Below are 14,788 nucleotides of genomic sequence, written 5' to 3'. Positions count from 1 at the left end.
GGATTGCGGATGTTGATGCAGGCGGCGGGGATGAGTACTCACTAACCGTCACCCAGCAATACCCCCTCTGAATGAAGAACCTGTGGCGAGGGGATTCATCCCCGTTCGACTGCGAAGCAGTCGCCAAACCGGACAATACAATCTGTCTGGATGGGCGCTGGGGGCCGCTCCGCGACCCAACGGGGATAAATCCCCTCGCCACAAAGTGAGTCTCGACTGGTTGTTACTGCGCCCCAAACATCACCGTCCAGTAAATCCCCGCATCACTCTTCGGATCAACCGCATACGCCCCACCCATGTCGCGGAACTGCGGGTTCATCAGGTTGGCGCAGTGGCCTGGGCTGGTCAGCCAGCCGTCGACCACCTTGCGCACGCTGTCCTGTCCGGCGGCGATGATCTCGCCGATCTGCTGGAAGTCGTAGCCTGCCAGTTCCGCGCGGTCACCCGGTGTGCGGCCATCGCGATCCTTGTGATCGAAGTAGTTGTTGTTGGCCATGCTGCGCGACTGGCTTTCGGCGGCGGTCGCCAGGGTGGCATTCCAGGTCAGCGGCGTGGTGGCGGCGAAGGATTGCGCGCCGCATTGGCGCGGTCGGCTGCGGGCGACGTTGAGTTCGATCAGCAGCTTCTGGCCTTCGGTCTGCCAATCGCCCAGGCGTGCGCTCAACAAAGGCCGCGCGACGACGATGCGCCAATCCCGGTCCTGGCGGCTGACGCCGATGTCGACGAATTGCGGGTCCAGCACGATCTGGCAAAAGCTTTCCTGGATGGCCTTCATGGCCGACGGTACATCACGGGGGCCGGTCAGGCTGATCGCCTGCACGTTCTTCATCGGGTAACCGGCGGTGGCCATGGCTTGCTGCAGATTGCCGATGCTGGCGGCGGACAGTACCAGTCGCGGATCGGCGGCCAGCGGCGGCAGTTCCGATGAGACCTGGCCGGCACAGCGTTGCAGCTGGCCGCGATAGAGGTTGATCGACTCGATCAGTTGTGATTCGTCGCTCGCCACGGCGCTGGCCGCGAACAGCAAACCCAGTGATAACCCGGCAAAGCGCACGGCGGACAGTGTGAAGCGCATGGAAATCCCCTTTGGCTGACGGCGCCCATGATGGGTGAAGTTGCTCCCGTTAAGGCAACGGATTTTCCAGAATGTTAGGGCGTGTGTGCAATCATTTCACTACTACACTGAAGCGATCATTCCAACTGAGTCATTTCGACCATGCGCCTCGACTGGATCGCTGCCTGTTTCGCACTGACGATGCTTGCCGCTCCGGCATTCGCCGCCGACCAGGAACAAAAACAAAAAGTGGCCGAAGACAAGGCTGAAGTGCTGGAGCAAAAGGCGGCGCAAAACAGTAACCCGGCACCGGCGCCCAAATCCGAAGCCATTACACAGCCTGAAGTCCAGGCTGTTGACCCGGCGGGCAAAGCGCCTCTGGATGACGCCATCACTTGCCTGGCGCGCTCCATTTATTGGGAGGCCAAGGGCCAGGACTCCCAGGATATGCAAGCGGTCGCCAACGTTGTGATGAACCGATTGGGCCATGAGGGGTTTCCGGATACCGTGTGCGGTGTGGTCAAGCAGGGCTCGGAAACCAAGAGCTGCCAGTTTTCGTGGTGGTGTGACGGACGCTCCGATTCAGTTCAGGAGGAAACGCGTTACGCGATAGCCAAGGAAATCGCACGCAAGGCGTTGAACAAGGAACTGCCGGATCTTACGAAAGGTGCGCTGTATTTCCATGACCGCACGGTAAAACCCGACTGGTCGAAGGAGTACACCAATACGGTGAATATCGGAATGTTCAAGTTCTACAAACCCCATGGCGGGGATGCGAAATAACCGCTTTAACGTGAGAAATCAGTCATCACTCACGTGGGACCACCGAAACTGAAATATTTCTGTTTTACAAGCTTCATGGCGGAGCAACGCGTCAGAAACGTCATGAGCGGGAAACAGAAACATGAAGCAGGCGTGGTATTCGAGCAGTAACCCTTTACCCTCGTGGCGTGGTGCCTCGTGACGGTCCTCGTCACCGGCGCCGCCGGTTTCATCGGCTTTCACACGGCCAGGCGCTTGTGCCTGGACGGCCATGAGGTGGTCGGGATCGACAACCTCAATCACTACTATGATGTAGCACTCAAGCAGGCGCGGCTCAAGGAACTCGAATCCTTGCCGGGCTTCAGTTTTCGCAAAATGGACATCGTCGATAAACCGGCATTGCTGGCATTGTTCGATGATTACCGGTTTAGCGAAGTGGTGCATCTGGCGGCCCAGGCCGGCGTGCGTTACTCGCTGGATAACCCCGATGTCTATGGCCAATCCAACCTGGTGGGTTTCCTCAATGTGCTGGAAGCCTGTCGACAGCATCGTCCCGAGCATTTGATCTACGCGTCGAGCAGCTCGGTGTACGGCAGCAACAGCAAATTGCCGTTTTGCGTCGAAGACGCCGTCGATCACCCGGTGTCGTTGTACGCGGCCAGCAAGCGCGCCAATGAATTGCTCGCCCACAGTTACTGCCATCTGTACGGCCTCAAGGCCAGTGGCCTGCGCTTTTTCACGGTTTACGGGCCCTGGGGCCGGCCTGACATGGCGCTGTTCAAATTCACCGAGGCCATCCTCAACGACCAACCCATCGACCTCTACAACCAGGGCGAGATGGCGCGGGACTTCACCTACATCGACGACATCGTCGAAAGCATTGCGCGTCTGCGCACGCGCCCTCCGGTGCCGCCAACACCTGACGGTGGCTGCAACCGGCTGTTCAACATCGGCCGCGGGGAACCCATGGCGCTGCTGGATTTTGTCGAGTGCCTGGAATCGGCATTGGACAGGCAGGCCACGCGCCATTTCATGCCGTTGCAGGCCGGTGATGTGCTCAAGACCTGGGCCGATGTGTCGGCGCTGACCGCGTGGATCGACTTCCGCCCCCAGGTGTCCGTTGCCACTGGCGTTGGGGAGTTTGTGAAGTGGTATCGAGGGTTTTACCGGATATGAAGCGTTCGCCTCTGATAACACAACGACCAACAGGCGAGGGGGATTCCATGCGCCAGGACATTTTTGTATCGGTACTGATTCCAGCGAAAAACGAAGCGAACAACCTCAAGCCGTTGCTCGAGGAAATTCGTCTGGCCCTGGCCGATGAGTCCTATGAAATCATCGTGGTCGACGATGGCAGTACGGATGCCACATTGCACGAATTGCGGCAGATCAAGAGCCGAGGCCTGAGTGCCTTGCGCATCCTGCGCCATGAGCGCTCGCTGGGGCAAAGCACCTCGCTTTACCACGCGGCGCGAGAGGCGCGGGGGCGCTGGCTGGTCACGCTCGATGGTGACGGGCAAAACGATCCGGCGGACATCCCCGGCATGTTGAATTTGATACGCGGTCGAGAGGGCGCTGTGCAGCTGGTGGCGGGGCACCGGGTCAACCGCCGCGATACGGCGAGCAAGCGTTGGGCCTCGCGTTTCGCCAACAACCTGCGCCGTCGACTGCTCAAGGACGCCACCCCGGACACCGGCTGCGGATTGAAGCTGATCGAAAGGGCGGCGTTTTTGCGCCTGCCGTATTTCGACCATATGCACCGCTTCATTCCCGCGTTGATCCAGCGCCACAACGGCCGAATGATCGTCCACCCGGTCAACCACCGGCCACGCACAGCCGGGGTGTCCAAGTACGGCAACCTCGACCGCGCCCTGGTGGGCATCCTCGATCTGATGGGCGTCTGGTGGCTGATCAAGCGTACGCGCCTGGACGCTCAAGCCCAGGAGCTCGCCCAGGAGATCGAGGCATGATCATGACCCGTGAAGCCTTGTGGCTGGTGATCGGTTTTGCCGGGCAGATCGCCTTTACCGGTCGATTCGTCCTGCAGTGGCTGTACAGCGAATACAAAAAGCGCAGCGTGATCCCGGTGAGTTTCTGGTACTTGAGCATCGTCGGCAGCACCTTGCTGTTCGCCTACGCCATTTACCGACAGGATCCGGTGTTTATTGCCGGCCAGGCCTTTGGTTCGATCGTGTATTTGCGCAACCTGCAATTGATCGCCAAAAGCCGAAAACCCAAGGAATAAGTCATGCGCCGAACGCTATCGCCCAGGGTTGAATGCCTGGGCCTGATGCTGCTTGCCTTGCTGTTGATCGGCGCAGGCCTGGGGTTGCGTCAGGCGCAGAACGTCGATGAGGAGCGTTTCCTCGGCGTCGCCCTGGAGATGTTGCACAACGGCTCTTGGCTGATTCCCCATCGCGCCGGAGAAATCTACGGTGACAAGCCGCCGATCTTCATGTGGACCGTGGCGTTCTTCGTCTGGCTGACCGGCAAGCCCAACATCGCGTTGTATATTCCGGGGCTGTTTTCCGCGGTGACGGTCACGGCGATGGTCTACGACCTGGGCCGCCGGTTATGGAACCAGCGCATAGGGCGAATAGCCGCGTTGTTGTACCTGGCGACCTATCAGACCTACAGCATTCTGCGTACCGGGCAGATCGACAGCTTCCTGATCCTGTTCACGACCTTGGGTATGTATGGCCTGGCGCGTCATCTGCTGCTCGGGCCTGCGTGGCGCTGGTTCTACGTCGGCTGCGCGGCCATGGGCATCGGCGTGATCACCAAAGGCGTGGGCTTTCTGCCGGCATTGATGTTCATCCCGTACATCTATGCAGTGCGCAAGGGCTGGCCCGGCGTCGTGGCGATGCCGGGTGAGACGCGCAAATGGCTGCTGGGGGTGGGGGTGATGCTGGCGGCCATTGCCATCTGGTTGCTGCCGCTGGCGCTGTCCATTGCACTGAATGGCAGCGCTGACGAAATCGCCTATGCCCGGGAAATCCTCCTGCGCCAGACCGCGGGGCGCTACGCCGCCGCGTGGCACCACCGCGAACCGTTCTGGTACTTCTTCACCAAGGTCATTCCGCAATATTGGCTGCCGTTGGTATTGGTGCTGCCGTGGCTGGTGCCCGCTTGGCGCCGGCAGCTACAAAAACGCGACGGCCGAGTGCTGGTGTTGCTGGGCTGGGTGGCGCTGGTGGTGCTGTTTTTCTGCATCAGCACCGGCAAGCGCAAACTGTACATTTACCCGGCATTGCCCGCGTTGGTGCTGGTCGCCGCGCCGCTGGTGCCGTGGCTGTTGCAGCGCTGGTTCCGCCAGCGCCCGCGTTTGCAGCGAGTGTTCCCGGCGCTGGTGGTGAGCTGGTTCGTGCTGTGGTTCGCCCGCGGTTTTGTCGAGCCGGTCCGGGACGGCACCAACCCCAATCAAACGATCATGGCGCAGGCGAACACCCTGACCCGGGGCGCGGATCTGGTGCTGGTCAACTGGAGCGAAGGGCACTGGTTGTTTGCACGGCAGCCGATCGTGCACTTCGGCATGCTCGATTCCACGGTGGAGAGGGCGGCGCAATGGCTGCGTGAGCATCCAGAGGATTATGCGTTGGTGCCGGATGAGGTGTTGAGCCGGTGCTTTAAGCCTGAGGCTGCGAAGGAACTGGGTGAAAACTCTCGGGCGCAATGGTCGGTTGTTGGCGTTGATGCCGATAACGGGATATGCCAGTTTGAACAGTCGGCCAGGGTCTACCGGTTCTCCTGGGCAGACCCGCTGACGAAATCAACGGCCGTGTCTGCGAAATGAAGCGCCGCTGGCCACCTGTTCAGGGCGCTCAGGACGGGCCGTCAGAAGTTCGCATAATTCAACGCATCGACCAGTGCCGAGCCACCAATACCCGTTAGCGAAAGTAGCAACGCCCTGATGAGTGGCTCCTCGGAATAGCGCGAGAATGAGCCGGTATTGAGGGTCTTGATGCGCTCGCGGATCATGCGGAACTTGTCGTAGCCCTCGTCGTTGGGAGGCGCTTCCAGCAGATAGGTATCGATGCGCTGCAACGCCATCGTGCGTGCCTTTTCCGCAGCACGACGCAATGATAGTGCCGAGAACAGCAGAATCAGCGCCGTCAGCAGGAATGATATGGCGATACTGGGCGGTGTCGGCCAGTTATCAAAGTAGCTACTGCGAGAGGCCAACAGGATCAACATGACCAGCGTAGGTGCATAGATAAGGCGGCTCACGGCCGATGTTCGTTTGGCGATCAGTTGCAGATCCACCCACTCGTCGATACACGTATGCAGGGGCATCCCAAATATTTTCTGGTGTTCGCGCTGCAATGTTCCGGGCCAGATTGAATAGTTGTCGCTGAGATGACGAATGAATCGGGTTAGCAGCAGATTGGCGTCCACGACCCAAAACACCAGTGCCTGGAAAGTCAGGTTCGGGACCAACCAGCTCCACCTCCATATATCCAAGGTGCCACGAACGGGAATCCTCTCCATTGGCCAGACGACCATAAGCCCAATGGTAACCACGACAAAAATCCAGGTCGTCAGGAGTGTCCTCAACATTCGAGCGCCAAACGAGCCGCATACACAATGTTCCCGCCAGAAGGGTACGACGTAAATCTTCCGACGCCCGTCCATGGCCACCCTATCGGCTGGGCAGGACCTTGACCATTCTTCGCTGGCTTTCATTAGCGGGAAAAAGATTAACAGCAGGCCGCGACCCAATTCGTTGCACCACCGATGAAGCGTCCAGTGCCCTTCTTTTCCCCTGCTAATGAAAAGCCGCAATTGTCCCCACAAGCTCGTCGGGTAATTGCGCATGCGCGCGCGCAGATGGAAACCGGCTTCGATCTGCGCTCGGTTGACCCTCAGTTTGCGCCAACCCCATACCAGCGCCGAGAGCGATATCAGCACCGCGGCCAGGCGCAATGCGACTGTTGGCCACGCGCTGATGCCTTCGAACAGAAACATCGGCTCGCCCAGCCCCTTTTCCGTCAACGTGCTGCGCATCTGAAACGCCCACATGATTGCGAGGATAAACGCGACCAGGGGAACTGCTATGTACCACCCCGAGGCGTCATCTCCCTCGGTGCTTGCATCGTCAGATGATTCATTGCGCGCCGATTGCCACTTTGTGATCCGGTGGGCAAGATCCGATATGGAGATGCCCAGCAGGATCAGTGCGAACGTGCCCCACAGGAATCCCACCTGCCAGTACCGTACGGCGATAAAGGCGCAGAGCACTGCAAGCAGGTACAGCATCGTCGACACACCCCGCACCCAGTTGAATGTCGGGTTCTGGATATCGCGTTCCCCTCCGAATCCACGCCAGACCATGAACCCGCCAAGAACGATAAGCGTGATGGCCAAGGGACCGGCAAAGAATCGTGATTGCAATCGTTTGAATTGTTCGCGGGTTGCCCAGGATGGTTTGGGATAGGGAGGCTGCGTAGGATCCTGGAGGCACTGCAATGACATAAGGTCGTTCGACAGTATGTCGCGATCCGAACTGGGTCGGACTGTTTTGGCTTCGCAACTTGTGGGGCGTTTGTCAATGGTCAACGGGCTTGCTAACGGAATAAATCCGCTGATGCCAATCTCATAGATGCCAGGAGAAAGCAGTGTGGATCTCGAATAGTGGAATTTTTCAAACTTGGTCTTGAAGGGTTGTGGCGCCAATGCCGCCAGGACGGAGATGAACACCGAACTTTGCAGGCTGTCACGGAACGGCGGCACATCCTGTTGCAATGCGCGGGTCAGCGTCAGCCCATAGGGTGCGGCCAATACCATATTTCGGGTCGTTTCAGCCTGGCCTCGTTGCAGCATGCGTGCTTCGAGATCGGTGGAGAAGTACAGTTTGTACGGCATCTTCGCCTTGAGGGCCTGCAATGCCAATAGCTTGTCGTAGGGATCTACACCCAATATCCCGATGGCGCCGATTCCGTCTTCGCCGTTGCGTCGATAGGTCGCATCGACCTTCGCTATGTGGTCGGCGAGGCGGCGCAGATAATCGAGCTGGGCATTACCATCGGCTTTTTCCAACGGGCTGAGATCGATTTTGGTCGCGTCTTTGTTGTTCTTGCTGGCATCGGTGCTGGCGGTTTTGTCACTGCTCGCGGCTTCCTCGGGCAGTCGGCCATCCAACCCACGTAAATAGCTGAAGCGAAGAATCCATTGATTGACCATCTTTTCATCGCCTTCGCGCAGGGTGGGGTCCCGGGCAACCGTATCCTTGAAACTTTCGATCAGCGCTCGGCTATAGAAACTGTCCCATTCAGAGATCAAGGCAATGCGATTGCTTGGGCGCCAGCCGATATCTGGGCAATATTCCTCTCGTAGGCTGCATCGCAATCCAGTCACTGGATCGACACGGCGCAGTTTCAACTCCGCTAGCAGCAATTGCGTCATGGTGCCGTCGTCGCTGACGGTGCGTAGCAGTTTCATCGACGGCTTTGTTTCATCCCGCTGCGCAGGCCTCAGGTTTTTTTCGAGTACTTCGTTGTCGGCTGTCGCCAGGGGTGAGTAAATTTCGACATTGGCGCTAGCCTGGTTGTCTGCTTGTTCCTGATACATGTCGCGCAGAACTGTCGAGGTTGCCGGGCCGATGACCTTCAGGATGGCGTTGCTTTCGGGAGGATTGGCGCAGGGATCGTTAGTGGCAGTGGCAGTGGCAGTGGTCGATTCTTGCTCCGTGCCGGTTTTGCATGCCAGGATTTTGCGTAACGTCTCCAAACTCTGAAGGGGTTTTGAAGCGAGAGCATCCTGTTTCAGCCAGAAGACGATTGTCTGGGTTGCAGCTTGTGGCGTTCCGTCGAGAGGCACTGCGGGATCCAGTGGATTGGAGACAAAAGTCTCGTAGGGAATATCTAGAAAGCTGTCCTGTGCCGGATCGTCATTTGAGAAGTTCTTGTTGAGTTTCAAACAATGTATGTATTGCTCCTGAGCGGGCACCCTGTGAGAGTTTTTGAACCCCGCCAGCAACGCGTAACGAATACGCCGCCTCTGTTCGACTTCGTCGGCATAAGGCCCACCTTCAACCAGCGCCACCATGATGTCGGGGGGAGTGGATTCTCCCGGCAGTTTGGCAATCGTGGAAATGCACAATTTTTCGGCCTCAGCTTTGCCAATGGCGTTGAGCTTCTTGCGATATCGCTCCAGTGCGTCGAACGGGTCTTGCCATAACCGCGCTTCGATCGGCATCTGTGCCTGAAATTGTGCCCCGATGGGTCGCGGCTCAAGAAACGGATCGCGAGTCAGGGCGAACGTTGAAACCACCAGACTGAGGATGACTGCACTGCCCGGCACCCAGAAGGCCAGGTTAGTGCCTGAATCCTTGTTGTTGTCCATGGCCTTTCCCTCGGGCGGCCTGCGCTTATCCTTTATGTATAGACCTCGTTAACCAGTTGGTTAAGAGTGGGTTTTCACGGCTTTATTTGGATTTTCGAGTCTGGCGGGTGGCTTTGATATAAGGCGGCGCATCGCCTTGAGTATGTTTTTTTAATGACTGGAAAGTTGTTGGCTGAACTTCATTTCAGGTTTCTATGGGGAAGTTTAGTGATGGATTTCCACGAATCGAATTTTAGTGATTTTTAATTTGAGAATAATGATCGCAATCGATGGTAGGCGAAAGTTTTTGGTGGAGGGGGTTGTGTGGTCAGGAAAAGGGGTGGGGAGTTGATTTGGATGGGATGGTTTTATATCAAACTCCATAAAACGCTGTTGTCGTCTTTCGATCCGGTGCAATCAGGCTACCCAGTTGATTTTGAGCGGTTTTAAGCAGCATGGAGGAGTGGACCGGCTGTCCGCATGCTGAAAAAACCAACGTAGCGAAACTTGACGTGTTTGGCAGGATGCAGGTCGGCAACTGTTCTGCGATGTGGCGGTTTGGATCCAGACCAGTGCGGTTGAATGGAGAATAAGGCATCAGGGGATGAATATTTTAAAAACCTCTGTCAGTGGTTTTTATAAATTATGGTGCATTGATGATTGGATCCATAAACGCCTGGTTCCATTGTCGGTAGCGCATATTTAGAGTGCTGAGGAAGTGCGGTTTTTGATAAAAGTTACGCTGCGTGCATAGGCATGTTAATGCTTTATGGCAATATTTTTGGATGTCTTGATCTCGAAATATTCCATAAAAAAGTTGAACTTTCCTGGTGCTGGCGTAATGCATGACGAGGAAGTGTAAAGTTGATAATAATTTAGGGTGTGTTTCTATCCATAAGATGTAACGCGGGCAATACACTGTTCCAGTGTTTTTGTGTCCAGGAATGCCTTGAGCTGATAAAAAATCCTACCCGTTGCTAATTAATGGGCGGCAGCGCTTAATTGGCGTGAAATAAGCTTATGCCACCATTAAGGTCATCCGGGACCCCCTATGCTATCCATCGGCCTCATCGTGTACCCCGGTTTCCAGGTCTTGGGTCTGTCAATGTCCGCCACCTTCGAACTGGCCAACAACAACGCCGCTGACGAACCGCTGTACAGCATCCATTTGCTGTCCGAACAGGGTGGCCTGGTACCGACCTCTGCCGGGTTCTCAGTGGAAACAACGGCCTTCGACCAGCGCCCGTTCGATACGCTGCTGGTGATGGGCGACAACGTGATCCGCCCGGTCTCACCGGGCCTTGTGGCGTTTTTGCGCAGCGTCAGTCAGACCACCCGGCGCCTGGGGTCGATCTGCACCGGCGCCATCGCCCTGGCCGAGGCCGGACTGCTCGATGGTCGCAGGGCAACGACTCACTGGTGCCATGCCGCGTCGTTGCAGCGGGCGTATCCGAACATCAAAGTCGAGGAAGATCGCATCTTCATCAAGGATGGAAACATCTGGACCGCCGCCGGCATGAGCGCTTGCGTCGACCTGGCGCTGGCCCTGGTGGAAATGGATTTGGGGGCCGAGGTTGCCCGGCGGGTAGCTCGGCAACTGGTGGTGTATCACCGTCGGGCGGGGGGGCAGTCGCAGTTTTCGGCGATGCTCGAACTGGCGCCCAAGACCGACCGCATCCAGGCCGCGTTGACCTACGCCAAGCAGAATCTCAAGTCCGCGCTATCGGTGGAGGAGTTAGCCAACGCCGCCCATCTCAGCCCTCGACAATTCAGCCGGGTCTTCCATGCCGAGACCGGACAGTCGCCGGCCAAGGCCATCGAAAGCCTGCGGGTGGAGTCGGCCCGCCTGATGATGGAAACCGGCCGGCACTCCATCGATACAGTCGCGACCGACACCGGGTTCGGTGATCGGGAGCGCATGCGGCGGGCGTTTATCCGGGCGTTTGGCCAGCCGCCGCAGGTGATTCAGCGTGCCAATCGGACGTGACGCTTCGATGTCCTGAAAAGTGGTGTATACGACATTTAAGACTAAATATTATTGTCGTAATCTGAGTCTCGTTGAAGCCCACTTCACTCAATGAGATCGCCACCATGACCCTTATCAAAGCCGCCGCCGTACAAATCAGTCCCGTGCTCTACAGCCGTGAAGGCACCGTGAACAAAGTCGTGGAGAAAATCCGCGAGCTGGGTGAACAGGGCGTTCAATTCGCCGTGTTCCCGGAAACCATCGTGCCGTACTACCCGTATTTCTCTTTCGTCCAGGCGCCGTTCGAAATGGGCGCGGAACATCTCAAGCTGCTGGACCAGGCCGTGACCGTGCCCTCGGCCGCTACCGACGCCATCGGCGCTGCCGCCAGAGAGGCGGGGATGGTCGTTTCCATCGGGGTGAATGAACGGGATGGCGGCTCGTTGTACAACGCGCAGTTGCTGTTCGATGCCGATGGCACCTTGATCCAGCACCGCCGCAAGATTTCCCCGACCTACCACGAGCGCATGATCTGGGGCATGGGCGACGGCTCCGGCCTGCGCGCTACCGACAGCGCGGTAGGGCGCATCGGTCAGCTGGCGTGCTGGGAACATTACAATCCGCTGGCCCGTTACGCCTTGATGGCCGATGGCGAACAGATCCACGCCTCGATGTATCCCGGCTCGTTCGCCGGCCCGCTGTTCGCTTCACAAATGGAGGTCAACATCCGCCAGCATGCGCTGGAGGCCGCCTGCTTCGTGGTCAACTCCACCGCCTGGCTCAACCCCGAACAGCAGGCGCAGATCATGGCCGACACCGGTTGCTCGATCAGACCGATTTCCGGCGGCTGCTACACCGCGATCATCAGCCCGGACGGTGTGGTGCTGGGCGCCTTGACCGAAGGCGAGGGCGAGGTGATCGTCGACCTCGACATGGGCCTGATCGACAAGCGCAAACGCATGATGGATTCCCGCGGCCACTACAGCCGGCCGGAACTGCTGAGCCTGCTGATCGACCGCACACCGCAGGCTCATGTGCATGAGCGCAGTGCGCGTCCGAAGCTGTCCGAAACAGGGGCGATGGAAGAGGTCTGACCTACTGTAGGAGCGAGCCTGCTCGCGATGGTCGCTAACGATGACGCGTGTTGACTGGTTCAGCGCGTTATCGTTCACGTCCATCGCGAGCAGGCTCGCTCCTACAAGGGGACTGCGTATCAGTGCTGGCTGCGACGCCAGAAGAAGCGGGCCAGCAACGCATCGAGGCTGAATTTGCCCGGCCCCGAAAACACCAGTGGCACCAGGGCCGCCAGGTAGATCAGCGGCAGTTTGAAGTTGCCGTAACCTTTGTTGGTGATGGAATAACCCTGGGCCAGTTCACTCAAGCTCGACCAGTCGGCGGGCCAGTGCACGGCGGCGGTCGCGACGAGGGTGACGACGATCAGGCTGATCGCCGAAAAGCGCGTGGCCAGACCCACCAGCAGGGCGAGGGCGCAGATCAGTTCCACCCACATCGACAGTTCCCAGTTCAGCGTGGCGGGCAGGTGGTTGAACGGAAACAGGAAGCGGTCCTGGATGTCGGCAAACCAGTTCTCGCCATTGAATTTTTCCAGTCCCGACTCGAAGAACTCCCAGGCGAGGAATGCCCGCAGGGTCAGCGGCGCAATCCAGTTGCCGGCACGGTCAAGGTTCAGGTGCAGGCCTTTGACGGCCGATGAAATCGAAGTGCTCATGTTGATCTCCTTCAAATCAGGGGTGTCGGGCAACTGTGTGCCCGTTCAGCGCAAGGATCGGCCTGGCCAATCGACAGACGAATTTCATCAGGCGGGTGTATCTGCGATGTGTCCCTTGCGCAGCGGTTTGAAGGTTTGTTGTGTCAGGGATGGGGCTGTACACACTTTGATACGTTGCCTCAGACACTGATGACCCCTTGTGGGAGCGAGCCTGCTCGCGAAGGCGGTACAACATCCAACAACGATGTCGACTGGTCGGGCCGCTTCGCGAGCAGGCTCGCTCCCACAGAGGACACCGGCGTCGTCGAGATTGCGTAGGGCGGATCTGGCCGGCAGATGACGCTCACGGACTTTTGCTATACATTTTCCGCCCGCCCATTGCATGGTGTAACCGCTTCATGTCTCTTGCGCTCGAACGTCTAGTCGCTGGCACGCCGATCCCTTTCGCCGGTAATCGCGTCACTGTGGTCAGCCCCGAACTGGCGGCGCGCTTTCAGCCCGGAGACCACCTGTTGGTGGAGCAGGTCAGCGGCGAATTGTTGTTGATCCCGGTGGCTGACCAGCAGGCGGCGGCAGTTGCGATCGAGCGCGCTGAAGCGGCGTTTACTGCCATGTCGGCAGTTTCCGACCACGCGATCAGCACCTTCTTCGATCTGTTCGCGCAACGCCTGGAAACCCCGGATTGCTGGGCCTTGATCGAAGCGGCCAACCAGGCGGACATCGAACGGGCCAAAGCCCGGGGCCGTTCGACCACGCGCTTGCTGGCCGATGAACGCATGCGCCGCGACATGATTGCCGGCCTGCGGGCCTGGCGCGATGCGTCGGCCTCGCGTGGCAAGGTGATCAGTTGCGTCGAGCACGACGGTTGGAAAGTCGAGCAGGTGGTATCGCCCTTGGGCATCGTTGCCTTCGTCTTCGAAGGCCGGCCGAATGTCTTTGCCGATGCCGCCGGCGTGTTGCGCACCGGCAACACCGCCGTCCTGCGCATTGGCAGCGATGCCTTGGGCACGGCCCAGGCCATCGTCACCCATGCATTGAACCCGGCACTGGCTGACGCCGGTTTGCCAAGTGGCGCGGTGTCGCTGGTGGAAAGCGTCAATCATGCGGCCGGTTGGGCGATGTTCGCCGACCGGCGCCTGTCGCTGGCCGTGGCCCGTGGTTCGGGTCGCGCTGTCAGCCAGTTGGGGAGCATCGCGCAACAGGCGGGCACCGCCGTCAGCCTGCACGGCACCGGTGGTGCCTGGCTGATCGCGCATACGGATGCCGATGCCACGCGTTTTGCCGCCGTGGTGCGCAACTCCCTCGACCGCAAGGTCTGTAACACCCTCAACGTCTGCCTGATCCATCGCGACCGTGCCGCCGAACTGGTACCGCTGTTTCTCGACGCACTGCAACAGGCCGGCAAGGCACGTGGCCAGGGCTGCAAACTGCACATCGTCGAAGGTAGCGAAGGGTTCCTGCCGGCGGATTGGCAGAGCGCAACCGTCGAGGTATACCGCGCCGAGGGCTACCAGACCGAAGCCCTGGCCGAACCGTTGCCCGAAGAGCAGTTGGGTCGCGAGTGGGAGTGGGAAGAAACCCCGGAAGTCAGCCTGAAAATCGTCAACGACCTGGACGGCGCCATCGCCTTGTTCAATCGCTACAGCCCGCAATTCACCGTGTCGTTGATCAGCGAAGATGCGGCGACCCAGGAACGTTTCTATAACGCGGTCAACGCACCGTTTGTCGGTAACGGCATTACCCGTTGGGTCGACGGCCAGTACGCGCTCAACAAGCCGGAACTGGGCCTGTCGAACTGGGAGAGCGGTCGTCTGTTTGCGCGCAGCGCGATTCTCTCGGGCGACGGGGTTTTTACCATTCGCAGCCGCATGACCCAGGTGGATCTGTCGGTCAAACGTTGAGTCGGCACCCCGACCCCGCGCGACGGCCGCACTATACTTTTCATGTGTGTCTGTAG

Annotated in this window: 11 protein-coding genes; 8 read left to right on the top strand and 3 right to left on the bottom strand. The window is 58.7% G+C overall.

Features of this window, described 5'->3' with window-relative positions; translation table 11 throughout:
• Positions 1-223: 223 nt before the first annotated feature.
• A complete protein-coding gene (locus HNQ83_RS23570) occupies positions 224-1,075 on the bottom strand; it encodes a CAP domain-containing protein (RefSeq protein WP_175391158.1) in 852 nt (283 codons plus the stop codon).
• Positions 1,076-1,216: 141 nt separating this feature from the next.
• On the opposite strand from HNQ83_RS23570, the gene HNQ83_RS23565 reads away from it, so the two are divergent.
• The 5 genes from HNQ83_RS23565 (at position 1,217) to HNQ83_RS23545 (ending at position 5,609) form a co-directional block, all read left to right on the top strand.
• Complete coding sequence (locus HNQ83_RS23565) at positions 1,217-1,837, top strand: cell wall hydrolase (RefSeq protein ID WP_175391157.1); 621 nt, start codon at positions 1,217-1,219, stop codon at positions 1,835-1,837.
• 177 nt (positions 1,838-2,014) lie between these two features.
• Positions 2,015-2,992, top strand: a complete 978-nt coding sequence (locus tag HNQ83_RS23560) for an NAD-dependent epimerase/dehydratase family protein (RefSeq protein WP_175391156.1) — start codon at positions 2,015-2,017, stop codon at positions 2,990-2,992.
• 47 nt (positions 2,993-3,039) lie between these two features.
• Positions 3,040-3,786, top strand: a complete 747-nt coding sequence (locus HNQ83_RS23555) for a glycosyltransferase family 2 protein (RefSeq protein WP_175391155.1) — start codon at positions 3,040-3,042, stop codon at positions 3,784-3,786.
• Positions 3,783-4,061, top strand: coding sequence for a lipid-A-disaccharide synthase N-terminal domain-containing protein (locus HNQ83_RS23550; RefSeq protein WP_175391154.1), 279 nt, complete (start codon positions 3,783-3,785; stop codon positions 4,059-4,061). Before HNQ83_RS23555 ends, HNQ83_RS23550 begins: the two co-directional genes overlap by 4 nt.
• A 3-nt stretch (positions 4,062-4,064) precedes the next feature.
• Positions 4,065-5,609 (top strand): glycosyltransferase family 39 protein, encoded by a 1,545-nt coding sequence (locus HNQ83_RS23545; protein ID WP_175391153.1) that lies wholly within the window; start codon positions 4,065-4,067, stop codon positions 5,607-5,609.
• Positions 5,610-5,650: 41 nt separating this feature from the next.
• On the opposite strand, the gene HNQ83_RS23540 is transcribed toward HNQ83_RS23545, so the two are convergent.
• Positions 5,651-9,157 carry a tripartite tricarboxylate transporter TctB family protein gene (locus HNQ83_RS23540; protein WP_175391152.1) on the bottom strand — a complete coding sequence of 1,169 codons (3,507 nt, stop codon included), beginning with the start codon at positions 9,155-9,157 and terminating at the stop codon, positions 5,651-5,653.
• A gap of 1,030 nt (positions 9,158-10,187) precedes the next feature.
• On the opposite strand from HNQ83_RS23540, the gene HNQ83_RS23535 reads away from it, so the two are divergent.
• Positions 10,188-11,123, top strand: a complete 936-nt coding sequence (locus HNQ83_RS23535; RefSeq protein ID WP_175391151.1) for a GlxA family transcriptional regulator — start codon at positions 10,188-10,190, stop codon at positions 11,121-11,123.
• Positions 11,124-11,227: 104 nt separating this feature from the next.
• Entirely contained in the window at positions 11,228-12,196 is a 969-nt protein-coding gene (locus HNQ83_RS23530; RefSeq protein ID WP_175391150.1) for a Nit6803 family nitrilase, read from the top strand.
• A gap of 119 nt (positions 12,197-12,315) precedes the next feature.
• Here the strand turns inward: HNQ83_RS23530 and HNQ83_RS23525 are convergent, their stop codons facing one another.
• A complete protein-coding gene (locus tag HNQ83_RS23525) occupies positions 12,316-12,831 on the bottom strand; it encodes a DoxX family protein (RefSeq protein ID WP_175391149.1) in 516 nt (171 codons plus the stop codon).
• A gap of 398 nt (positions 12,832-13,229) precedes the next feature.
• Here HNQ83_RS23525 and HNQ83_RS23520 point away from each other — a divergent pair, with 398 nt between their 5' ends.
• Positions 13,230-14,732 carry an aldehyde dehydrogenase family protein gene (locus tag HNQ83_RS23520; protein WP_175391148.1) on the top strand — a complete coding sequence of 501 codons (1,503 nt, stop codon included), beginning with the start codon at positions 13,230-13,232 and terminating at the stop codon, positions 14,730-14,732.
• Positions 14,733-14,788: the final 56 nt, after the last annotated feature.

Source organism: Pseudomonas sp. C2B4, assembly GCF_013359695.1.
GTDB lineage: Bacteria > Pseudomonadota > Gammaproteobacteria > Pseudomonadales > Pseudomonadaceae > Aquipseudomonas.
This window is presented reverse-complemented; position numbering and strand designations above follow the sequence as displayed.